Here is a 22138-nt window from a genome sequence, read left to right on the forward strand (position 1 = left end):
ACGGCCCCGGCGGCCGGAGGCGCTTTTTGCCGAAACGGCAGGAAACTTTGCCGGACGCCCACGGGCCGGGCGATCGTGCGGGCATGGACGAGAAGAGCAGCATGGAGATATCGGGTGGCGTGTGGGACGTCGTGGTCGTCGGGGGTGGCGCCGCGGGTCTGTCCGCCGCGCTGACCCTGGCACGGGTACGGCGGTCGGTGCTGGTGATCGACGCGGGCGAGCCCCGCAACGCCCCGGCCGCCGCCGCGCACGGCCTGCTGGGACGCGACGGCATCGCCCCGCTGGAGCTGCTGCGCAAGGGGCGGGAGGAGATCGCGTCCTACGGCGGTCGCGTCGTCCCCGGCAGCGTCGCGGCGATCCATCGCGACGGCGGCCGCTTGACGGTGGTGTGCGGGGACGGACGCCGGGTGGTGGCGCGGCGGCTGCTGGTGGCCTCGGGCCTCGTCGACGAGCTGCCGGACGTGCCGGGGCTGGGGGAGCGGTGGGGCAGGGACGTGGTGCACTGCGTGTTCTGCCACGGCTGGGAGGCGCGGGACAGCGCGATCGGGGTACTGGGGAATTTTCACCAGGCCCTGATGTTCCGGCAGTTGTCGCAGGACGTGACACTGTTCCCGCACGAGGGAGCCGACCTGACGCCCGATCAGTGGGAGCAGCTCGCCGGCCTGGGGGTCGGCGTGGTCGAGGGCGACGTTGCCGGACTGGAGATCGACGACGCGGACCGGCTGGCCGGGGTGCGCCTGGCGTCCGGACACGTGGTGCCCGTCCGTCTGCTCGTGGTCGCCCCGCGCTTCACGGCGCGGGCGTCCTTTCTCGGCGACCTCGGGCTCGCCGTGCGCGAGCATCCCGCAGGCTTCGGGGAGCAGCTCACCGTGGACGCCCTCGGCTTCACCGGCGTCGACGGGGTGTGGGCCGCGGGGAACGTCAGCGACCTGATGGCGGGCGTTCCGGCAGCCGCGGCGGCCGGGACGACAGCAGCGGCAGCCGTCGTCATGGACCTGCTGGCGGCCGACGCCCGCGCCGCCGCCCGGGCCCGCGAGGTCGGTGCCGCGGACGTGTTCAGCGGGCCGATGGAGGCCGAGGTGTCACGGCGGGTCCTCGGCGTCCGGGCACACGGGCTGGACCTGCCGCCGAAGGCGTGAAGCACCGAGGGCGAGCACGTGGTGTGTGCTCGCCCTCGGTCACGCGGTCACGCGGTCACGCGGTTGCGTGGGTCACCCGGGTGCGGGTCAGCCCTGCGGCAGGACCTGGATGGTCTTGGAGGTCGTGATCGGCGCGAGCGACGCGTCGTCGGTGTAGGGACGCATCGAGTCGTTGGTCACCGTGACGGTCACGGTGCCGGGGTTGAGTGCGGTGAGGATGCGGGTCTGCGGGTCGAGGATGGCGGTCTTGCCCTTGCGGCGGGCGTCGTCGACCGCGTCCTGGCCGGTGCCGACGGCCAGGTTCGACGAACCGGTCCAGTTCACCGACATCGGGTAGCGCAGCGGCACGACACGCGAGCCGGTCGCCACGCCCTGCGGCTGCACGATGCTGCCGGAGATCTGCGCGGTCGTCCCGGCCTGCACGGTGTCGGGGGTGTTGAGGGTGGTGGACTGGGCGAAGGCGCGCACGTCGGCCTGGATCCACTGCTGGCGCGCGTTGCGGTGCGAGTCGACGGACCAGTCGACCCAGCCGGTGAAGCCACCGCGGTCCGGGGTGCCGTAGGGGTCCTTGCCGGAGGACGGCAGGACCATGTAGGGGACGCCCTCGACGTGGTGGACGTTGGCGATCTGCGCGTGCGAGCCGACCATGACGGCGCCCTTGCCGGAGTCGTCACGGAAGTCGGTCAGCAGGTTCTCCACGAGCGCGACCTCGTCGCGGTCACCGAGCTGGCTGGACTTGGTCTCCGCCGGGTCGTCCACCGGGTGGTGGGCGAACACCGCCACGTTGTCGATGGACTTGTCGTCCTTCGCGTCGGCCAGGGCCTGCTGGAGCATGGGGAGCTGGTCCCAGGCGGTGCTGCGCAGCGAGCCCAGCGAGCTGGCGAGCAGGACGAAGCGGGTGCCCTTGTGGTCGAACGTGCGGTAGGGCTTGCCGAACTCGGCGGTGAAGTTCGTCAGGTCCGACTGGACGTTGTTCAGGCCGTAGGACTCGTGGTTGCCCGGCACGTAGTAGCAGGGGATCGACCCGGCGGCCGGGTCCGGGGTGCTGTCCGCGGCGGGCTCCTGGCCGACCGGGATCAGGTCGCAGCCGGCGTCGGTGAGGACCTGGTGGGCCAGCTTGAGGTCCTGCGGCAGACCGCGGTCGGTGATGTCGCCGTTGAGGACCAGCAGGTCCGGGTGGGTCGCGCGGATCTTGTGGATCGCGGCGGTGGCCACCTGCGTCAGCGCCGGGCTGTCGGCGGTGAACTGCACATCGGACAGGGTCGCGAACTGCCAGGTGCTGCTGCCCTTGAGGAGCGAACCGTCGTCCGAGACCAGCGGGTCCGGCTTCAGGTCCGGCTGCGCGGGCAGGTCCATCGAGGTCGGGACGTCCGCCTCGATCCGGTCCAGGACGAACGAGCCCGCCTTCTGCTGCGCCACGCTGGTGTTGATGCCCTGGAAGCTCGAGATCGAGATCGGGAACTTCGTACCGGCGGGGACCTGGAACGTCGCGTACTGCCAGTCGCTGCTCGCGGCCAGTCCGGTGCCGTAGATGCCGACGCTCTTGCCCGACGAGTCGGTGTAGTTCATGTACGTCAGGCCGTTGGGCACGCTGATGCTGGATTTGATGCGTACCCGCAGACGCAGCGGCTGGCCCTCCACGGGGATGCGCGTCGTGGTGCTGATGCCCACGTTGCGCATGGCGTTGAAGTCGATCCGCAGGCCCTCGGGGGCCTTCGAGAACGTCGTGGCCGCGGTGCTGTTGTTGCGCCAGCGGGCCAGCACGTCGTCGTCGAAGTCGTAGACCGTCTTGGTCTGCACACCGATGGTGATCGGCAGCTGGGCGGTCTGGCCGCCGGCCGAGATCTTCAGGATCGTGCTCGCGTTGGCCAGCGGGGTGATCCGCAGCTTGCCGTCGACGAACTTGATGTCGACCACGTCGTGGTCGTAGTCGAGCGAGAGGTCCTGCGGGTCGATCGGGGCCGTGTAGCCCTCGGCGTCGCGGCCGGTCACGGAGACGGTGGTCGCGTCGGCGGGGGTGGGGGAGGCGATCGACAGCAGCTGGGAGGAGGGCTCCACGCTCGCCAGCGGGCCGAGGACGGAGACCGTCGCGTGCCCCTGGACGTTGCCGGACTTCGCGTCGATGGTCACCGGGCCGTGTGCCTGGGGGCCCGTGACCGTGGCGCCGTCGACGGACGCCTCGCGTGCGGACCACTGCACGGAGGACGGGTCGACCGTCACCGGCGTCTGGTGGTTGTCGACGCCGACCGCGGTGAGCGTGCGGTGCAGGCCGGGGAAGACCTTCACCTCACCGTCGGCCGCGGTCTGGCCGGGCGCGGGCTTGACGAGCAGCTGGTTCAGCTTGCCGTCGCCCTTCGTCACGAACACGCCGACGCCGTTGGTGTTGCTGCGCTCCTGGCCGTCGGACGGGGTGTTGCGAATGGTCACGTGGTCCTCGCCGAGCGGGCGGGCGACCATCTCGCTGGAGCCGCCGCTGTCGAGGACGACCGCGGTCTGCACACCCAGTGCGGCCATGTCGTGGGCCATCTTGTCGAGCCCGACGCCGCCCTTGCCGGTGCCGCCGGGGCCGTTCCACTCGCCGAGCACGAGCGTGTGCCCGCCGTCCTTGAAACCGAAGGAGGTGCGCGGGGAGATCGAGGTGTCCAGGTTGGCGCGGGGCTTGCCGTTGGAGACGATGATGCCCTCGGCATTGCCGCCGTGGCCGAGCGCGAACTTCATGGTCTTGGCGACCGGGTCGGCCAGCTCCCAGTTGAGCTTCACCGGGTCACCGGGCTGCAGCGCGCGGATCGCGGCCGCCGAGGCGTCGCGTCCGACCAGGTAGAAGCCGTCGTCCGGGATCGTTCCCGAGCCCGCGGGACCGTTCGGAGTGACCTTGACAACCTTGTCATTCTGGACGAGGACCTCGGCGAGGTCGCTGTCCACGCCGATGAACGGGCGGTTGCGGCTGTAAGTGCCCCACGTGGAGGTGAACGCGACCATGCCGTCGGCCGGAACCGGGTGCGGCTCGGGGTCCGCGGCGTTGACCGACAGCAGCTTGTGGTCCGTGCCCGCGAAGGTCGCGGACGCGTTGACCATCGCGTTCACGAGCTGCGCGATGCCGTCCTTGCTGACGCCGACGTGCGGCTGCGCCTGGGCGGCCTCCGGGCCGCCGAGGTTGGAGGTCTTGAGCAGCTTCCCGTTCTGGATCTCGGCACCGTGCGCCGCGGTCGAGTTGCCCAGGTCGTAGAAGTCGCCGTTGACGCCCGCGACGGCACCCGCCTTGTCGGCGGCCACGGTGAGCGCTCCGCCGGACGCGACCGGTCCGGCGGTCAGCAGGTCCGTGTCGACCGCGCTGTTGGACAGGTCCACCGTCAGGAACCGCGCGTCGTACCAGCCCTTCTGGTCGAGCGCCTGCACGTGCTGCAGGTTGATCCCCGGGCCGATCTTCTCGGACGTGTTGATCAGCGGGATGCCGCCGGTGACGGGCGCGGGCACGGTGCTGTCCGCGTACGCCACGGCCGGTGCGGCCGCCAGCGCGGTCGCCGTGGCGAGCACCACGAGCAGAGACCTCGAGCGCCGTTGGTTCACGACCATCAATTTCATGGGAACCTCGCGTCGGAAGGGACACGGAGGCACGCCTCCGCTGCACCCATGTCGATCATGGGTACAGATCCGATTAGAGATTTTCAGTGCGGAATACACATGACGTCTTCGCGATCGCCCAATGAACCCTGGTTGTGGCCTTGTGTCTCCCGGGCCCCGGGTGACGTCCCCTCAGAAAGCGTGGTCATGCGGTGTGTGGCAGCCGGCGGGACGCAGCTACGCCGACGAGCCCAGATCGGCGGTGAACCAGCGCTGCGGCCTCATGCGGACCACGACATGATCGGCGAGTTCCGCCTCGGCCATGGCCACGAACCGCTCAAGCGCGTCACCCGAGAGGTACCGGGCGGCCATCTCGCGGTGCAGGGCGGTGGTGCCTTCCGTGATGTCGGCGACCGGTCCTTCGACCGACACGTACCGGGGCGTCGGCTCCGTCCGCTGGACCAGCAGGCTGAACCGGCCCGCCGCCCCGATCAGCTTCATCTTCGCGGAGCGCGCGCCGGTGAGGATCCACGGCAGCCGGCCGGGCTCATAGGCGTACCAGATCGGGATCACCAGCGGCCCGCGGTCGGCGCCGGCTGCGACGCCCAGCGCGGCGACGCGCGGTTCGGCCAGAAAACTCTCGCGTTCCTCACGTGACAGTTCCATGCCCCGACTGTAGGCCCGGCCACCGGGTGTTCGGGTGGGCAGCGCAAGTAAGTTCCGTCGGCAGTCGGCGGTCTTCCACCGTCTCGCGGAGCGTTCGGCCGCACCGCCGACGCCAATATCGTGGTACGAGCCCTCAGGAATCCGTCGCGGCCCGGTCGGACTCGCTGCGCAGGACGCAGAACTCATTGCCCTCGGGGTCGGCGAGGACGGCCCAGCCGGAGCCGTCGGGATTGCGGTGGTCGGCGACGAAGGCGGCGCCGATCGCCAGCAGGCGTTCCACCTCCTGGTCGCGCGAGGTCTCGGGACGCAGGCACAGATGGATCCGGTTCTTGATCCGCTTGGGCTCGGGCACCTGGTTGAAGTACAGCACCGGGCCCTCCGGCAGCAGGACCTGGGTCTCCCGATGGCCCGGTCCGTCCTCCGGATGCAGCGGACGGCCGGTCACCCTGCTCCAGAACAGAGCCAGTTCATAGGCGTCCGCACAGTCGATCGCCACGTTCTGCACCACCGAGACCATGTACGTCAGCCTTCCCGACTTCCGCTCCGGACGCCACCGGGTTCCGCTTGTCGCCCGCGTACACGGTGGGGGCGGGGCCGCGTCCGGCCCCGCCCCCACGGTGGTGCGGACTACTTCGTCAGCGGCGACAGCTTGGGGTCGTTGGCGTACGCCTCGGCCGCGTTCTCCTTGGTGACGATGATCGGCGGGAGCAGGTAGGCCGGAACCACCTTGGTGCCGTTGTTGTACGACTTCGTGTCGTTGATCTGCGGCTTCTCACCCTTCTGCAGCGACTGGACCATCTTGACGGTCTCCGCGACGAGCTTGCGGGTGTCCTTGTTGATGGTCGAGTACTGCACTCCGGCCATGATGGACTTGACCGACTCGACCTCGGAGTCCTGGCCGGTGACGACCGGGACCGGCTTGCCGGAGCCCTGCACCGAGGTGATGATCGCGCGGGCGAGGGTGTCGTTCGGGGACAGGACGCCGTCCAGCTTCTTGCCGCCGTTGTACGTCGACGTCAGCAGGGAGTCCATGCGCGACTGGGCGTTCTCCGCCTTCCAGCCCTGGATGGCGGTCTGCTTGATGTCGGTCTGGCCCGACCCGACAACGATGTCTTTCTTGTCGATCAGTGGCTTGAGGACGTCCATCGCGCCGTCGAAGAAGACCTTGGAGTTGTTGTCGTCCGGCGAGCCGGAGAAGAGCTCGATCGTCCAGGGGCCCTTCGGCTTCTTCGCCTTCATGCCGTCGATGAGGGCCTGGCCCTGCAACTGGCCGACCTTGAAGTTGTCGAACGCGATGTAGTAGTCGACGTCCGGGGTGTTCGTGATGAGCCGGTCGTAGGCGATGACGGTGGCCCCGGCCTGCCGGGCCTGCTCGACCTGGGTGGAGAGCTGCGAGGCGTCGGTCGCGCCGATGACGATCACCTTCGCGCCCTTGGTGACCATCGAGGAGATCTGCGCCTGCTGGTCCGCGACGGTGGTGGAGGCACCCGCGTACTGGACGTCGGCCTTGAAGCCCGCGTCCTTGAGGCCGTTGGTGAACAGGTCGCCGGCGAGCACCCAGTTCTCCGAGGTCTTCGAGGGGAGGGCGACACCGACGAGCGAGTCCTGCGCGAACCCCGCCGTGGCCTCACCACTGGCCTTGGCGGACGTGGAGCCCTCGCGGTCGTTGGAGCAGGCCGTGCCCAGGAACAGAAGCGTGGTGGCGCCGATCGCGGCGATACCTCTGGTGATGGTTGTACGCATGGTGGGATGAGCCTTTCCTGACGATGGGGGAAGAGTCGTGCACCCCGCGGATGCGGCACCTTGCTGTTGTGTCCGGTCGGTCATCCTGCGACCGAGGTCTTGTCGGGACCGGCGGCCGCCTTCGGCGACTGGGCGGCCGTGCTCGTGTCGCCGGAACGCGAGGGGCGCGTGAGCGTCCCGATGATGGAGAAGCGTCCCTGGCTCTTGCTGTAGACGTCGAAGGCGACGGCGAGGAGGAGCACCAGGCCCTTGATGATCTGGACCATGTCCGAGCCGACGCCCTCCAGTTGGAGGCCGTTGTTGAGCAGCGCCATCACGAGGCCGCCGACGATGGAGCCGCTGATGGTGCCGAGGCCTCCGGTGACCGCCGCGCCGCCGATGAAGACGGCCGCGATGGCGTCGAGTTCCCAGCTCAGACCGTCCTGCGGACCGGACGCCGCCGAGCGCGCCACGAAGATCATGCCGGCGAGCGCGGCCAGGACGGACATGTTGGTCATGACGAGGAAGTTGACCCGCCGCAGCTTCACGCCCGACAGTTCCGCCGCACGCGAATTGCCGCCGACGGCGTAGATGTGCCGGCCGCCGATCGTGTTGCGCGTGTAGTAGGAGTACGCGAGCACCAGGGCGATCAGGATGATGCCCGAGATGGGCAGGCTGGTGCCGATCCGGCCGCCGGCGAAGCGCAGCGTCGCGAAGATGACGATGGTGAGCATCACGGCGAGCCGTATCCCCGTCACCCACAGCGGAGCGGCGTCCGCGTGCATCGCGCGGCGGGTCTGCCGCGACCGCCACTCGCGCCACACCACACCCACGCAGGCGGCCAGGCCGAGGAGCAGCGTCAGGTTGTTGTAGCCGGTGTCCGGCCCGACCTCGGGCAGGAACCCGGCGCCGATGTCGCGGAAGCCCTCGGGGACCGGCACGGTGTCGGCGTTGCCGATGAACTGGTTGCCGCCGCGGAACAGGAGCATCCCGGCCAGGGTGACGATGAACGCCGGCACCCCCACATAGGCGACCCAGAAGCCCTGCCAGGCACCGATCGCCGCGCCGACGAGCAGGCCGAGCAGGATGCCCAGGGGCCAGGGGATCGAGTACTCCTGCATCGCCTTGGCGACGACGATCCCGGTGAAGGCCGCCACCGAGCCGACCGACAGGTCGATGTGCCCGGCGACGATCACCATCAGCATGCCGATGGCCAGGATCAGGATGTACGAGTACTGGCTGACCACGGCGATGAGATTGCCGGAGGTCAGCGTCAGCCCTCCCGTCCAGATCTGGAAGAGCAGCACGATCGCGACCAGCGTGGCGATCATGCCGAACTGGCGGGCGTTGGAGGTCGTGCCTCCGAAGAGGTTCTTCTGAAGGTCTGTGATACGGCTCATGGGCTCGGCGTCTTCTTCGTAGAGGTCATCTGTTTCATGAGGCGTTCCGGGTTCGCGTCACGGCGCGTCACCTCACCGGTGACGGCGCCTTCGAAGACGGTGTAGATGCGGTCGCACAGTCCGATGAGCTCGGGCAGCTCCGAGGAGATGACGATGACGCCCTTGCCCTGGCCGACGAGCCGCTGGATGATCCCGTAGATCTCGTACTTGGCACCCACGTCGATGCCCCGCGTGGGCTCGTCGAGGATCAGCAGGTCCGGGTCGGTGAACATCCACTTGGCCAGGACGACCTTCTGCTGGTTGCCGCCCGAGAGCTTCACGACCTCCTCGTCGACGCTGGGGGTCTTGATCCGCAGGCTCTGGCGGTACTCCTCGGCGACCCGGTGCTCGCGGACCGGGTCGACGACCTGGCGGCGGGCGACCTTGGAGAGCTTGGCCGCCACCATCGAGGTCTTGACGTCGTCCAGCAGGTTGAGGCCGATCGTCTTGCGGTCCTCGCTGACGTACGCCAGGCCGTGCCGGATGGCGTCCGACACCGACTTCAGATGGATCTGCCTGCCGTCCTTGAAGACCTGGCCGGACAGGAACGTGCCGTACGAACGGCCGAACAGGCTCATGGCCAGCTCGGTGCGCCCGGCGCCCATGAGCCCGGCGAAGCCGACGATCTCGCCGCGCCGCACGGTGAAGCTGGACCCCTTGCAGACGAGCCGTTCGTCGGAGGCCGGGTGCCGTACCGTCCAGTCGCGGACCTCGAAGAACACCTCGCCGATGTCGGGCGTGTGGTCGGGGAAGCGGCTGTCGAGCTCGCGGCCGACCATGCCGCGCACGATGCGGTCCTCGTTGACGCCGTCGGCCTGGACGTCCAGGCTCTCGATCGTCCGGCCGTCGCGCAGGATGGTGATGGTGTCGGCCACCGCCTCGATCTCGTTCAGCTTGTGGGAGATCATGATCGAGGTGATGCCCTGCTCACGGAACCCGCGCAGCAGGTCGAGCAGATGCCGGGAGTCCGTTTCGTTGAGCGCCGCGGTCGGCTCGTCGAGGATGAGCAGTTTCACGTCCTTGGCGAAGGCCTTGGCGATCTCGACCAGTTGCTGCTTGCCGACACCGATGTCCTTGACCAGCGTGTCCGGGTCCTCCCGCAGACCCACCTGCTGCATCAGCTCCAGGGCCCGGCGCTGCGCGGCCTTCCAGTCGATCCCGCCGCGCCGCCGCGGTTCGTTGCCGAGGAAGATGTTCTCGGTGATCGACATGCCGGGCACGAGCGCCAGTTCCTGGTGGATGATGACGATGCCGGCCTGCTCGCTGGCCCGGATGTCGGGGAACCGGACCGCCTCGCCCCGGTAGACGATCTCGCCCGCGTACGTCCCGTGCGGGTGCACCCCGCTGAGCACCTTCACCAAAGTGGACTTGCCGGCGCCGTTCTCGCCGCAGATGGCGTGGATCTCGCCTTCCCTCACCACCAGGTTGACGTCCTCCAGGGCCGTCACGCCGGGGAACGTCTTGGTGATGGAACGCATCTCCAGCAGGATCCGGTCCGTGATCATGCGCGGAGCTCCGTACGGCGGGCACCGTCACGGTCGCGTGGCTCCGCCGCGCCTGGGACACGACGTTTCGTGGACATCAGGTTGCCTCCGATGACACTGCGCTGTGCCTTCACTTCCAGCCGGTTACGGCTGGGCACGGACTTTAAATCCATTTGTTTTACTAAGTCAACGCCCCGTACCACTACGATTGTTGCGGCTCTTCGAGAGAGGAACTCGTGTGCGGCAGGCAGGGACAAACCTTCCCAAGGTCGGACGCTACAACCGAGCGGTGGTCCTGGATCAGATCCAACTCGCCGACGGCATCAGCCGGGTGGAGATCGCCCAGCGGACCGGGCTCACCCCGCAGACCGTCTCGGGCATCGTGCGCCGCCTGCTCGACGAGCAGATCGTGCGCGAGGACGGCGCCAGCCGGGTCGCCGGCGGCGGCAAACCGCGGACCACGCTGCGGGTCAACGCCGATGCCGGCAGCGCGGTCGGGCTGGTGCTCGACCCGCTCGAACTCACCTGCTCCGTCGTCGACCTGCTCGGCCGGCCGCTGGTGGTCAAACGGCGCCCCACCCCGCCCGGCACCGATCCGTCGCACGTGGTGGCGGCCATGGCCGAACTGGTCGCCGACGTGCTCGCGAAGGCGGGGGTGCCGCGTGACAAGGTCCTCGGGCTCGGCCTGGTCACCCCCGGGCCCATCGACCAGCAGTCCGGCGTGATCGTCGCCCCGCCGCAGCTCGCGCACTGGACCCGGGTGCCCCTTCAGCAGATGCTCGGCGACGCCACCGGCCTGCCGGTGACGCTCGACAACGACGCCACCGCCGCGGCCGTCGGCGAGCGCTGGGCCGGCCGGGCCAAGGGCGTCGCCAACGTCGCCTACCTCTTCTTCGGCACCGGCATCGGCGGCGGACTGATCCTCAACCACCAGGTGTACCGGGGCGGTTCGCGCAACGCGGGCGAGTTCGGGCACTCCACCGTCCTGTCGGACGGCCCCGAGTGCTACTGCGGCAACCGGGGCTGCCTGGAACGTCTGGTGAACCCGTCGGCGATCGTCGCGGAGACGCACCGAAGACTCGCCGCACGGTCCGGAACCGGCGGCAGCGCGCTGGCGCGCTTGTTCGACCAGGACCCGGCCCAGGTGGACCACGCCGCGATCCAGCGCGCGGCGGGAGCCGGCGACCCCGTCGCGACCGCCGTCGTCGACGAGGCCGCGCGGCACGTCGCCTCGGTCGCCGTGAGCATCGCCAACTTCATCGACGTCGACCTCATCATCCTCGGCGGCCAGGGCATCCAGCACGTGGAGTCGCGCTACGTCGAGGCCGTTGCCTCCGTCCTGGCCGCTCGGCCGCTCGCCCGGCACATCCGCGTCGTGGAGGTCGCCGCCTCCGCACTGGGCACGGACGCCGCCGTCGTCGGCAGCGCCGCGCTGGTCCTGCACGCGGCGTACTCACCGCAACTGTCGGAGCTCGTCTCAGCGTGACGGCGGCCTGGCTGTGCCGCCGCGCGTGCATCGGCGGTCGGTTCACGTCGGGGACGGTCGGATTGTGTCGGAGACGCGCTTTCGGAGCGAGACGATCACCAGTGCGGCTACTCTCTTGCGCCAGACCGGCCACCGGCGCCGGTCGCACACGGCTGACGCAGGAGCGCTGACATGCCCGAGACCCGACTCAAGTGCCGCAGTGCCGCCTCCGCCGCGGCCGTCGTCGCCGCGAGCGCCGCTCCCGGCGACCCCCGGCACACCGTCCGGCAGGACGGCCGCCACGTCGTCATCGGCTACGAGGACAAGTGGTGGCCCCTGGACGTCGCCGAGTGGGCCGCACTCGAAGGACACGCCCGAGACAAGGCCGTGGTGCGCATCATGACCTCCCTGTGACGGGCGCGCGCCGCACGGCTACTCCTGGGCTGCGCGCCATGTGCGCGTGAGCAGGTCGGCGGCTCGTTCGGCGACAGCGATCGTCGTGGCCTGGGTATTGGCCCGTGGGACGGTGGGCATCACCGAGGCATCGGCGACGGACAGTTCGTTCGCGCCCATGCGCGCGGTACCGGTCAGGTGCCAGTACGGGTCGGCGTTGCGGGTGGCGAACTCCAGCAGCGCGCGGTCGTCCGCCCATTCCTCCGGAGCGGGCCGGGCACAAGGGCCCAGCAGGGCCCGCATCGCGGGCGTCTCGAAGATGTCCTTGAGCCGGCGCAGGCCCGCGACCAGGGCGTGCCGGTCGGCCGGCTCCCGCAGGCAGCCGGGGTCGATCGAGGGCGGGACATCGGGATCGCTCGTGGTCACGTGCACGGTCCCACGGCTCTCGGGAGCGAGCAGCGCGACATTCCCGACCACGCCGGGGCCTTCGTCGCGGGACGGGGCAGACCCGGCCGCGCAATCTGTTCGGTCTCCGGTATGTGCGACACTGCCGCGGGATCCGGCCGGACTCCCGTGCGGGAGAGGCGACAGCTTCCCGCTATTGTCGCCCGTTCGGGCGGAGCGACATGTTCCGTAATGTACCTTCCAATCGCCGGGGGCCCGAAAGCCTTCACTGAACGAAAGTGTGGTGCTGTCCCGTGGTGACGTCGGGGCCTACCGGGACGGCGACAGTCCGCGGACTTGCTCTGCCCGCACTCCTGATGTCTCTCATCGATTGCGACCTGTGGCGCAGCCCAGGCGATGCCGTGCTGGCAAAGGCCGTTCCGTGGTTCGAGGATTCGCTGGCCGTCGTGAGCAACCCTGAGCAGATGACGTACGCGTCCCAATTCCTGGACCTGCTCGCCGACGATCCGCACTCCGACTACTTCAGCGTGGGGCGCGGAATCCATGCGTCCGCCCCGCTCGAACTGCCGTGGCTCGACGCCGACCAGGCGGTGCTGATCGCCATCACCCGCAATCCCGGCGACGACGGCGCCTTGGCGCTCGACTACCGTACCGACCACTCGAACCCGCGCGTCGTCGGCAGTGACTTCTGGACGAATCCTGATCGGTGCCAATGGCGGGTCGTCGCACCTGCCTTCTCCGACTTCGTGACGAGCGTCGGCCTGTAGAACAAGCCCTCGTACCACGATCGTGTCAGGCTTCGAAGTCCTCGGCCAATTCGTCCCAGGGAAGGCGCAGGAGTTGCGGGTGCGCGTTCTTGCCGGAGGGGATTTCCGTGGTGTCCTGGAACCAGACGACCGTGAGGGCGGACGAGTACCAGCCGTTGTCGTGGGCGGGGTCGATCTCGCTCGAGTCGAAGGCGCCGATGCAGACGACGGCGGGAAGCCGTTCGAGCGGGTGCCTCAGATGCACGGGCGTGTCGGGGTAGGTGCGTTCGGGGGTGATCAGATGGACGGGACGCCCCGGACACGCCTCCTTGGCCACACGCAGGCGGCTGCTGACGATGAAGTCGTTGACATGCTGCGACGGTTGGCCCTCCAGCAGGCCGTCGTAGGTTGCGGAGATCCGCAGCTCGGAGAGGTCGATCGACCGGCCGGACGACAGGATGAGGCGGCTCAGGGGCATGCCCGAACCCTAGCCGCGGACACTGGTTTTGACGCTCCGTAAGGTACCGCCCCTGCCCGGCGGGAAGCACCGGACAGGGACCCGTGATGCGTCACACCGCGGCGGCGAGACGGCGGCGCAGTTCCTCCTCCGAGACGTCCTCGACGTGGGTGAGGAAGACCCAGATGTGCCCCGAGGGGTCCTGGAGGACGACGGTGCGGTCGCCGTGGAACATGTCCGTCGGCGGCTGGAGGATCACGGCACCGGCGGCTTCGGCGCGTTCCGCGAGGCTGTCGACGTCCGTTACGAAGACGTGCAGCGTGACCGTCGTTGCCCCGTTGAGGGCGGTCGGTGCGGTGAAGGAGGCACCCTCCGCCTCCTCCGTACTGGCATCCCCCAGCATCAGTACCGACCGACCGATGCTGATCTCGGCGTGCAGGATCCCGCCGCCCGGGGCGTCGACCCGGACGTCCTCACGGGCGCCGAACGCCCGCTGGTAGAAGTCGACGGCCGCGGCGGCGTCGTCGACCATGATGTGCGGGATCACGGCGTAGCGGTAGCGGTCGGGGATCTCATTGCCGTCTGAGCGCTCGGTCACAAAGGACCTTCCTGGAAGACAGCGCAGGCCGGTTCCTGCGGCTGTCGAAGCAGGCTAAAAACTCGAGTCCGGTTGAGGTCAACCGTCGCCCGGGGCACGCTAGGACGCAGCTCGGTGCGTCGCCAGTCGAACCCGTCCCACGCCGTCCCGCTCATGTCCGTACTCCCACGGGCTGCTCGATCCAGCCGTCGTCCACGGAGAGGTCGCTGTCGTGGAGCACGAACTCCCGCTCCACGCCCAGCACCACCGCCCCGTCCAGCTCCGTCAGCAGCCGCTCCAGGGCCCGCCCCGCCCCGTCGGCGCCCACGTCGCGGCACCGCTGCGTCACGAACCGCTCGTGCCGTGCGCCGGCCCGCACCCGCAGGGCGTTCCACGACAGGTGGGCGCCGTGCGGCACCACCCGGGCCGCGAGTGCGGCCAGGTCTGTGTCCGCGTCGAGCAGCAGCTTCACGTGGTGCTCAAAGTACCGTTCGTCGTCCCCGTCGAGCAGCGCCGGCACCTCCGCGGCCCATGGCGCGGACTCGGTCTTCACCCGCACCGGCGCGAAACCGTCCGCGCGAAGGCCCGCTACGACGTCCCGCGCGTGCGCGGCCTGTTCGGCGTAGGACGGGGAACCGGACAGCGTGAGCATGGGCTGCTCGCGCATCCTGCCGCGTGCCAGCACGATGTGCGTCAGCTTCAGATCACGCGATGCCGCCCATCGCCCGAGCCGCCCCCACTCGCCGGGGCCGGAGCAGCGCACTGTCACATGGGATTCGTACAAGGATGCGGACACCCGCGGATCCTGCCAGACCACGGCGCCCGTTGCACCTGCGGCACCCGTGTCTCCCCGTGGAACACGGCGGAACGCAATGGAACGCCGCAGGGGGAGAGACGAGTTCGACCTTTCCTGGGAGACACGGCGTGGGTATCTCGCGAAGAAGGCTACTGACGACGACCGGAGTGGGCGTGGTGGCGGCGGCCATCGACGCCGGCGGCTTCCGTGCCGCCGCCGAGGCCGCCACCTCGGTACGCGGCCGCAAGGCGGCCGCCGCCACCGCATCGGACGCGCGGGCGGTCACCACCTGGGACCAGACGGTGCAGCGGGCGAGCTACGCGCCGGGCACGGGCTACCAGCGGCTGGTCGCCGGCCCCGGGGAGCCGCACACCATCCGCACCGACCTCTGGTACCGCTTCGGCCCCCCGACCATGGCACTGGCCGCGTTCGCCCAGCTGACCGATCTGCACATCGTGGACGACCAGTCTCCGGCCCGCCTGGAGTTCATGGACCGCTACGCCGACGACGGCGCCCCGCACTACGCCTCGTACCCCACCGACTCGGCCTACCGGGGCCATGAGTTCCTGTCGACGCAGGTCGTGGACGCCATGTGCCAGGCCGTCGCGGCCGTCGGCAAGGGCCCGCGGAGCAAGAAGCCGCTGCAGTTCACCATCGTCACCGGCGACGCGATCGACAACTGCCAGCACAACGAGAACCGCTGGTACATCGACCTCCTCGACGGCGGCCAGACCATCGTGCCGGACTCCGGCCAGACCGGCCTGGACCAGAGCTTCTCCAGCGGCGCCCTGACCGGCGGCGGCCCGGCGGACAACCACTACTACTACCCGTCCGTGCCGCCGGCGCAGGTGCCGGGCAACCAGTACACCGGCACCTCCGGCCTCGGATTCCCCTACGTCCCGGGGCTGCTCGACGCGAGCGGCGTGGTCGGAGCGGCCCGCAGGCCGTTCGTCTCCCACGGCCTCGGCATGCCCTGGTACGCCGCGTACGGCAACCACGACGGCCTGTGGCAGGGCAACGAGCCCATCGACAACAACCTCGTCGACGTGCGGGGCATGACGGTCGGCTCGTCCAAGACCACCGGCACCTCCGCGGACCTGCCGGACGACTACGACGACCTCGGCACCTTCGGCAAGCTGATGGTCGCCTGGGACCTGGAGGGCACCCGGGTCGTCCCGGACCCCAACCGGCGGCTGCTGACCCGCAAGGCCTTCATCCAGGACCACTTCAACACCGCCGGCCTGCCGGTCGGCCACGGCTTCCAGGGCGTCGGCATCGACAAGGCCTACTACGCGATCCCTTCCGGCTCCGGCGACCTGATCCGCTACATCACCCTCGACTCCACCAACACCAACACCGACGGCTTCGGCTCCGGTGCCGCGGGCGGCTCGATCGACACCGACCAGCTCGACTGGCTGGAGCAGCAGCTGCGAGCCAACAGCTCGCGCTACATCGACACCAGGAACCGCATCGTCACGCAGACCGGTGTGCAGGACAAGATGTACGTCCTGTTCTGCCACCACACGCTGAACACCATGGACAACCTCGACGACGGCATCTTCGGCGGCATCTTCGGGGACCGGCACACCGGCGACGAGCTGAAGGCGCTGCTGCTGCGCTACCCGAACGTCATCGCCCTGGTCAACGGGCACACCCACGCCAACAAGATCGTCCCGCACCCCACGCCCGCGGGCAGCCCGATCTCCGGCGGCTTCTGGGAGATCTCCACGGCCTCCCACATCGACTGGCCGATCCAGAGCCGCATCATCGAGATCATGGCCAGCCCCGACGCGCAGAACGCGGGGGAGTTCGGCTCGGCCGCCGGGCCCGCCACCATCTCGATCTTCACCACCATGGTCGACCCCGCCGCGCCCCTGTCCTTCGGCGGCGACACCAGCACCCCCGCACAACTGGCCTCCCTGGCACGGGAGCTGGCCACCAACGACCCGCAGGAGGTGAGCCACGGCATCACCCGGCGCATGGGCGTCAACCAGGACCGCAACACGCAACTGCTCCTGCCGGCCCCCTTCCCGCTGCACGCCCCGCACCCGCTGGGCTCCCCGATCGCCGCGGCACGCAACAAGGACGGGCGTCTGGAACTGTTCGGCACGGACGCCCAGGGCAACCTCTGGAACACCAGCCAGGCGACCGCCGCCGGCGACCTGCAGCCGTGGACGAAGCTCGCGAGCGGACCGGGGTGGCAGTCCGTCACCGCCTCCGGCCACCAGGACGGCCGGGTCGAGGTGTTCGCCATCGACCAGAACGGATCCGTCAGCCGCCGCGCGCAGACCAGCGCGGGCAGCGGCGCCTACACCGCCCCCCAGCAGTTCGACGCCGCGTTCACCTCGGCGACCGCCGTCCAGGACCAGTGGGGCGGCATGCAGGTCTACGCGACCCGCGGCGACAACACCATCCGCCACCGCTGGCAGGACTTCCTGAACGACGACACCCCCTCCAACGGCTGGTTCACCCCGTGGACCCAGCTCGGCGGCACCGCCATCCAGCTCGCCGTCGAGACCGGCGCCGACGGCCGCGCCGTGCTGATCGCCATCAAGGAGGACGGTCTGCTCATCCAGCGCAAGATGAACATCGCCAACGCCCAGACGGAGAGCGAGTGGGGCGGGGTCTTCCCGCTCGACGGCATCCTCGACTCCGTCGACATGGCCCGCAACCTCGACGGACGCCTGGTGATCGTCGGCACCAACCCCGACGGGCAGCTCTGGCACCGGTTCGAGACTGCGCCCGGCAGCGGTACGTGGCAGCCCTGGGCCCTGGTCCCGACGCAGCTCGGCACCACCACGCTGCGGATGCGGCACGTCTGCGCAGAACGCAGCGGACCGGGGCGGATCGAGATGTTCGCCGTCGACGACACGGGCATGCTGTACCGCAGCAGGCAGAGCGACCCCAACAGCACGACCTGGTCGCCCTGGGAGTCCTGCCAGTTCACGCTGCGCCCCACCCACACCCTCACCGGCCTGTGACGGGCCCGTCCCGTCCTGCTGTCTGAACCCAGGGGTGCCGGCCCCCGCCCAGCGGCGGGGGCCGGAGTCAGGACCCGTGCGTCAGCCGCGACGGGGCCGGCGATGCGTGTGCGAGCGACCGAGGCGGGCGGCGTCGAAGTACAGACACGGCCGGACACGGCGTGCGCCGGCTGCTCGGCCCTCTCCGCGTCGCAGAAGCCGACGTAGCGAGCCGAGAACAGGGCGCGGACCGCGTCGGGATCCACCCGCCGGTCGCCCGGGACGACCACCGGCACATGGCGCGTGACCTTCCTGCCAATCCTGACGCTGGGCACCAGGCACTTCGCCGCCTCCGGCACGGGATGCCCCCGCAGTGCGCTGACGGCCCCGGTGCCGCCCTCCGGCGCGTGGTCCAGGAGCTTGTATCGGGTCCCGGCACTGTCGAGCAGGCCGATCAGACGTTCGTAGGGGCCGTGGTCGGCCATGAGGTCTCCTTCTTCGGACAGCGCGGATCCTTGGGTCCGTTGCCGACGCGGCGCGCGCGTTCGCCGGACTGTCCCCCAGTACGTGCCGACGACCATGAGCGCGGTCCCGAGGCCGTGACCGCGGAGAGCCGCTCACCGCCCAGGGCAGTGCGGAACACCACCGCCCGGACGGGCTCCGTGCCGAGCAGCAGACTGGCCCGGTTCGCCGAGGTGCGCTGCACAGCCCAGGTCTGGGCGAGGAAGGCGAACACGCCGCACATCAGGGCCAGGTGAAGCGGCAGGGGCAGCACCTCCCGGGGACCCCCCTGTGCGGGGATCGCCTGCTTTCCTGGCCGCACCGCAGGTTTCGGGTGTACCGCGCGGCCCGGGTCACTCGTACGGGTGAGGTCACCAATCCCGGGCCGCAGGCATGACGAATCACCGGCGTGCAGATCTTGAGCAGGCGGCGACTGACGGGCAGTGCCATGGGCGCACTGTGCGGGCTGTTGACCGCCGGTGCCGCACTGGCGGCGGCGGAGTTGATGGCGGGTGTGCTGCGGCCGGAGGCAAGCCCGGTGGTCGCGGTGGGCGGTGCGGCGATCGATCGCACGCCGGCGGCCGTGAAGGACTGGGCGATCCGCTCGTTCGGCACGCACGACAAGCTGGTGCTGCAATTCGGCATTCTCGCCGTGCTCGGATTGCTGGCAGCCGTGCTGGGCCTGCTGGCCGTGCGGCACCGGCGCGCGGGCGCGGCGGGTGTGCTCGTCTTCGGCGGGGTGGGAGCGGCGGCAGCGCTGAGCCGGCCGGACTCCGCCGGAGCCATCGATGTATTGCCGTCCCTGGCGGGCGGGCTGGCCGGTGCGGCCGTGCTGTGGCTCCTGACCGGTCGCCTGACGCGGGTCGGTACGCCCGTCAGCGAAGCGGAGTCGCGTGCGGCCGGCGACCGCCGCCGCTTCCTGCTGGCCGCGGCTTCGGCGGCCGCGGGGTCCGCCGCGGCCGGAGCACTGGGACGCGCCCTGGCCTCCTCCTCCGGCAAGGAGGCAGTAGCCTCCCGCGCCGCTGTCCGGCTGCCGTTGCCGGGGTCGCCCGCTCGTTCGTTGCCGCGTGGTGCGGCACTGCGGATCCGCGGGATCAGCCCACTCGTCACACCGAACGCCGATTTCTACCGGGTGGACACCGCGCTGGTGGTCCCGAAGGTCGACGCGACGCGGTGGCGACTGCGCGTCCACGGGACCGGGGTCACCCGGCCGTTGGATCTCGGCTTCCGGGATCTGCTGCGCCGTGAACTGGTCGAGCGGGACATCACGTTGACGTGCGTCTCGAACGAGGTCGGCGGCCCGTACGTGGGGAACGCCCGCTGGCTGGGCGTGCGCCTCGCCGACGTGCTGCGCGAGGCCGGCGTGCGGCCGCCCTCGCGGGGCGGCCCGGCGGACCAGCTGGTCTCCCGCTCGGTGGACGGCATGACGATCGGGACGCCCGTCGAAGAGGTCATGGACGGGCGCGACGCGCTGCTCGCGGTCGGCATGAACGGCGAACCCCTGCCGCTGGCACACGGCTTCCCCGTCCGCATGGTCGTTCCCGGCCTGTACGGATACGTCTCGGCGTGCAAGTGGATCGAGGATCTCGAACTCACGACCTTCGCCGCCTACGACCCCTACTGGGTCAGGCGCGAGTGGGCGCGTGAGGCCCCGGTCAAGACGCAGTCCCGCATCGACACTCCCAAGCCGTTCGCCCGCCCGAAAGCCGGGACCATCGTGGTCGCGGGTGTCGCCTGGGCCCAGCACCGCGGCATCGAGCGCGTCGAGGTCCGCGTCGACGACGGCCCGTGGCGGGACGCCCGCCTCGCCGCCCAGGTCACCACCGACACCTGGCGGCAGTGGTCCTTCTCCTGGGAGGCCACGCCCGGCCCGCACACCTTGACCACACGAGCCACCGACGGCACCGGAGTGGTCCAGACCGCCCTGCGAACGCGGACCGTCCCCGACGGCGCCAGCGGCCGGCACTCGGTGGTGATCACCGTGGACTGACCCGGCTCACCGACTCCACCTCCGGCGGGCACTCCCCGCCTTCCCCTCCCTAACAATCAAGGAGAATCCCTGATGAACACCCTGCACCTGCGCCGTGCCGCGATCGCCGTGGCCGTTGCCGCCGTCCTGCCGCTGGTCCTGACCGCCTGCGGCGGCGACAACCAGGACAAGGCTTCCGACGCCTCGTCCATGACGGCGTCTTCCGGCCCGGCCGACGACGGCTCCGCCAACCAGAGCCCCGGCGACCCGATGGCCATGGACAAGCCGTTCGGTGCGGCCTGTTCCGCGGTGCCCAAGGACGGCGCGGGCAGCTTCGACGGAATGGCTCAGGACCCGGTGGCCACGGCCGCCTCGAACAACCCGGTGCTCTCCACACTGGTGGCCGCGGTGAAGAAGGCCGGCCTGGTCGACACGCTCAACAACGCCCAGAACATCACGGTGTTCGCGCCCACGAACGACGCGTTCGCGAAGATCCCGAAGGCCGACCTGGACAAGGTGCTGAACGACAAGGCCACGCTGACCAAGATCCTCACCTATCACGTGGTCGGGCAGCGGCTCACCCCGGCCCAACTGGCCAACGGATCCTTCGAGACCTTGGAGAAGGGCAAGCTCACCACGGCCGGGTCCGGCGAGGACTACACCGTGAACGACTCCTCCCACGTGGTGTGCGGCAACGTCAGCACGTCGAACGCCACCGTCTACATCGTCGACACCGTCCTCATGCCCCAGTAGGCACTGCTCTCCTGGCCGGGCCCGCCACGCGCGGGCCCGGCCAGGCGTACGAGAAGACAGGCGAGGGAGAGCGGTTCAACTACGACCTGATCGACGTGCGTCCGGGCAGGCCTGGCGGCGAGATCGCCGTCAAGGACCAACCGTCACGGACCGGTGTCCCTGAGTCACGGTTTCCGGCTCACCGACGGTCCTGACGGCAACCCTGTCCACTGGGTGAGCGCTGTGCGGCCTTCCGTACCCCGCACGGGGACGTATGATAGATGTCGCTTGACATTTAAAAGAAAGGTGGGTGCTCGCATGGGCCGCGTTTCGAAGGCTCAGGCCGAGGGGAACCGGGCCGGTGTCGTCGCTGTGGCTGCTCGGTTGTTCCGGGAGCGCGGCGTGCAGGGCGTCAGTGTGGTGGATCTGATGAAGTCCGCGGGGCTGACGCATGGCGGGTTCTACAAGCAGTTCGCGTCCAAGGACGCTCTGGTGACCGAGGCAGCGGCGCTGGCGTTCGCCGACAGGGACGCCTACCTGGCTGGTCTGGATGAGAGGCGCGCCGACCGGGCCGGGGCGCGCAGGGCCCTGGTGGAGGAGTATCTGTCGCAGGAGCACCGTGACAGCCCGGGTGCGGGATGTCCTTCAGCCGGGTTTTCCGGTGATCTGGCGCGGGCGGCGCACGAGGGGCACGTCTCCTCGCAGCAGGTGTACGCGGATGGTGTGGGGCGGTTCGTCGACTGGATGACCGAGGACGGGGACGACGGGCTTGTCGCCACGTGCACCTTGGTCGGGGCGATCCTGCTGGCTCGCGCCACGTCGTCCACCGGTATGTCCGACGAGATCCTGCAGGCGGCACTCGCGTCTCTCGCGCAGTCCCTGGACCGGGACCGTCTGCCGGGGGGCCACTCCTCAGAGGCGGCGGCGCCCGCCCGCGGTGAGGCCTGAAAACCCGGCGTAAGGTTCCGGCGGGCGTGCGTCGGGGGCTTCGTCGCGGATCCGGCGAGCCGCGCGGAATGCCGTGACCGCTCAGTGGCGTGGCGACGGCACGATGCCGGCTGCCGCGACACCCGGTCCTGTCGGGGCCGGGGCCTTGGGGGTGAGCTGGTCGTCGGATGCCAGTCCT

19 protein-coding genes are annotated in these 22138 nt (G+C 69.9%); 8 read left to right on the forward strand and 11 right to left on the reverse strand.

Features of this window, described 5'->3' with window-relative positions:
- The first annotated feature begins 83 nt into the window (after positions 1–83).
- The gene (locus ACIP64_RS25135) at positions 84–1139 is read left to right on the forward strand and encodes an NAD(P)/FAD-dependent oxidoreductase (protein WP_401590835.1); all 1056 of its coding nucleotides are present in this window, start codon (positions 84–86) and stop codon (positions 1137–1139) included.
- 87 nt (positions 1140–1226) lie between these two features.
- On the opposite strand, the gene ACIP64_RS25140 is transcribed toward ACIP64_RS25135, so the two are convergent.
- The 6 genes from ACIP64_RS25140 to mmsA form a co-directional block, all read right to left on the reverse strand.
- On the reverse strand, positions 1227–4706 hold the full coding sequence (locus ACIP64_RS25140; RefSeq protein WP_401590837.1) for a phosphodiester glycosidase family protein: 3480 nt from the start codon (positions 4704–4706) through the stop codon (positions 1227–1229).
- A gap of 231 nt (positions 4707–4937) precedes the next feature.
- Positions 4938–5366, reverse strand: coding sequence for a pyridoxamine 5'-phosphate oxidase family protein (locus ACIP64_RS25145; RefSeq protein WP_401590840.1), 429 nt, complete (start codon positions 5364–5366; stop codon positions 4938–4940).
- A 133-nt stretch (positions 5367–5499) separates the two neighbouring features.
- On the reverse strand, positions 5500–5883 hold the full coding sequence (locus tag ACIP64_RS25150; RefSeq protein WP_401590843.1) for a VOC family protein: 384 nt from the start codon (positions 5881–5883) through the stop codon (positions 5500–5502).
- 110 nt (positions 5884–5993) lie between these two features.
- Entirely contained in the window at positions 5994–7109 is a 1116-nt protein-coding gene (locus ACIP64_RS25155; protein ID WP_401590845.1) for a substrate-binding domain-containing protein, read from the reverse strand.
- Positions 7110–7189: 80 nt separating this feature from the next.
- Positions 7190–8488, reverse strand: a complete 1299-nt coding sequence (gene mmsB / locus ACIP64_RS25160; RefSeq protein WP_401590848.1) for a multiple monosaccharide ABC transporter permease — start codon at positions 8486–8488, stop codon at positions 7190–7192.
- Positions 8485–10032: a multiple monosaccharide ABC transporter ATP-binding protein gene (gene mmsA / locus ACIP64_RS25165; RefSeq protein ID WP_401590851.1), complete on the reverse strand. Its 1548-nt coding sequence runs from the start codon at positions 10030–10032 to the stop codon at positions 8485–8487. The genes mmsB and mmsA overlap by 4 nt, the downstream gene beginning before the upstream one ends.
- A 268-nt stretch (positions 10033–10300) precedes the next feature.
- Here mmsA and ACIP64_RS25170 point away from each other — a divergent pair, with 268 nt between their 5' ends.
- Both ACIP64_RS25170 and ACIP64_RS25175 read left to right on the forward strand, forming a co-directional pair.
- Positions 10301–11497: an ROK family transcriptional regulator gene (locus ACIP64_RS25170; protein ID WP_401590854.1), complete on the forward strand. Its 1197-nt coding sequence runs from the start codon at positions 10301–10303 to the stop codon at positions 11495–11497.
- A 171-nt stretch (positions 11498–11668) separates the two neighbouring features.
- Complete coding sequence (locus ACIP64_RS25175; protein WP_360908072.1) at positions 11669–11890, forward strand: hypothetical protein; 222 nt, start codon at positions 11669–11671, stop codon at positions 11888–11890.
- 18 nt (positions 11891–11908) lie between these two features.
- Here the strand turns inward: ACIP64_RS25175 and ACIP64_RS25180 are convergent, their stop codons facing one another.
- On the reverse strand, positions 11909–12346 hold the full coding sequence (locus ACIP64_RS25180; protein ID WP_401590858.1) for a GMC oxidoreductase: 438 nt from the start codon (positions 12344–12346) through the stop codon (positions 11909–11911).
- 284 nt (positions 12347–12630) lie between these two features.
- On the opposite strand from ACIP64_RS25180, the gene ACIP64_RS25185 reads away from it, so the two are divergent.
- Positions 12631–13041, forward strand: coding sequence for a hypothetical protein (locus tag ACIP64_RS25185; RefSeq protein ID WP_401590861.1), 411 nt, complete (start codon positions 12631–12633; stop codon positions 13039–13041).
- A gap of 25 nt (positions 13042–13066) precedes the next feature.
- Here ACIP64_RS25185 and ACIP64_RS25190 read toward each other — a convergent pair whose 3' ends face one another.
- From ACIP64_RS25190 to ACIP64_RS25200, 3 genes are all read right to left on the reverse strand, one after another.
- Entirely contained in the window at positions 13067–13498 is a 432-nt protein-coding gene (locus ACIP64_RS25190) for a hypothetical protein (protein WP_401590863.1), read from the reverse strand.
- A gap of 91 nt (positions 13499–13589) precedes the next feature.
- On the reverse strand, positions 13590–14075 hold the full coding sequence (locus ACIP64_RS25195) for a VOC family protein (protein WP_401590866.1): 486 nt from the start codon (positions 14073–14075) through the stop codon (positions 13590–13592).
- 151 nt (positions 14076–14226) lie between these two features.
- Positions 14227–14850, reverse strand: coding sequence for a hypothetical protein (locus tag ACIP64_RS25200; RefSeq protein WP_401590868.1), 624 nt, complete (start codon positions 14848–14850; stop codon positions 14227–14229).
- 128 nt (positions 14851–14978) lie between these two features.
- Here ACIP64_RS25200 and ACIP64_RS25205 point away from each other — a divergent pair, with 128 nt between their 5' ends.
- Positions 14979–17831 (forward strand): TIGR03767 family metallophosphoesterase, encoded by a 2853-nt coding sequence (locus tag ACIP64_RS25205; protein WP_401590870.1) that lies wholly within the window; start codon positions 14979–14981, stop codon positions 17829–17831.
- 433 nt (positions 17832–18264) lie between these two features.
- On the opposite strand, the gene ACIP64_RS25210 is transcribed toward ACIP64_RS25205, so the two are convergent.
- A complete protein-coding gene (locus tag ACIP64_RS25210; protein ID WP_401590873.1) occupies positions 18265–18585 on the reverse strand; it encodes a DMT family transporter in 321 nt (106 codons plus the stop codon).
- 174 nt (positions 18586–18759) lie between these two features.
- Between ACIP64_RS25210 and ACIP64_RS25215 the strand changes: the two genes are divergently transcribed.
- The 3 genes from ACIP64_RS25215 (at position 18760) to ACIP64_RS25225 (ending at position 21960) form a co-directional block, all read left to right on the forward strand.
- Entirely contained in the window at positions 18760–20301 is a 1542-nt protein-coding gene (locus tag ACIP64_RS25215; RefSeq protein ID WP_401591116.1) for a molybdopterin-dependent oxidoreductase, read from the forward strand.
- 72 nt (positions 20302–20373) lie between these two features.
- Positions 20374–21033: a fasciclin domain-containing protein gene (locus ACIP64_RS25220; protein WP_401590876.1), complete on the forward strand. Its 660-nt coding sequence runs from the start codon at positions 20374–20376 to the stop codon at positions 21031–21033.
- 297 nt (positions 21034–21330) lie between these two features.
- On the forward strand, positions 21331–21960 hold the full coding sequence (locus ACIP64_RS25225; protein WP_401590879.1) for a TetR/AcrR family transcriptional regulator: 630 nt from the start codon (positions 21331–21333) through the stop codon (positions 21958–21960).
- The last annotated feature ends 178 nt before the right edge of the window (positions 21961–22138 follow it).

The organism is Streptomyces sp. NPDC088733 (assembly GCF_044751185.1).
Lineage (GTDB): Bacteria > Actinomycetota > Actinomycetes > Streptomycetales > Streptomycetaceae > Actinacidiphila.

Coding starts and splice junctions, on each gene's coding strand:
- ACIP64_RS25135 (WP_401590835.1), top strand. CDS start 84: ATGGACGAGAAGAGCAGCATGGAGATATCGGGTGGCGTGTGGGACGTC.
- ACIP64_RS25145 (WP_401590840.1), bottom strand. CDS start 5,366: ATGGAACTGTCACGTGAGGAACGCGAGAGTTTTCTGGCCGAACCGCGC.
- ACIP64_RS25155 (WP_401590845.1), bottom strand. CDS start 7,109: ATGCGTACAACCATCACCAGAGGTATCGCCGCGATCGGCGCCACCACG.
- ACIP64_RS25175 (WP_360908072.1), top strand. CDS start 11,669: ATGCCCGAGACCCGACTCAAGTGCCGCAGTGCCGCCTCCGCCGCGGCC.
- ACIP64_RS25225 (WP_401590879.1), top strand. CDS start 21,331: ATGGGCCGCGTTTCGAAGGCTCAGGCCGAGGGGAACCGGGCCGGTGTC.
- mmsB (WP_401590848.1), bottom strand. CDS start 8,488: ATGAGCCGTATCACAGACCTTCAGAAGAACCTCTTCGGAGGCACGACC.
- ACIP64_RS25190 (WP_401590863.1), bottom strand. CDS start 13,498: ATGCCCCTGAGCCGCCTCATCCTGTCGTCCGGCCGGTCGATCGACCTC.
- ACIP64_RS25215 (WP_401591116.1), top strand. CDS start 18,760: ATGGGCGCACTGTGCGGGCTGTTGACCGCCGGTGCCGCACTGGCGGCG.
- ACIP64_RS25220 (WP_401590876.1), top strand. CDS start 20,374: ATGAACACCCTGCACCTGCGCCGTGCCGCGATCGCCGTGGCCGTTGCC.
- ACIP64_RS25150 (WP_401590843.1), bottom strand. CDS start 5,883: ATGGTCTCGGTGGTGCAGAACGTGGCGATCGACTGTGCGGACGCCTAT.
- ACIP64_RS25185 (WP_401590861.1), top strand. CDS start 12,631: ATGTCTCTCATCGATTGCGACCTGTGGCGCAGCCCAGGCGATGCCGTG.
- mmsA (WP_401590851.1), bottom strand. CDS start 10,032: ATGATCACGGACCGGATCCTGCTGGAGATGCGTTCCATCACCAAGACG.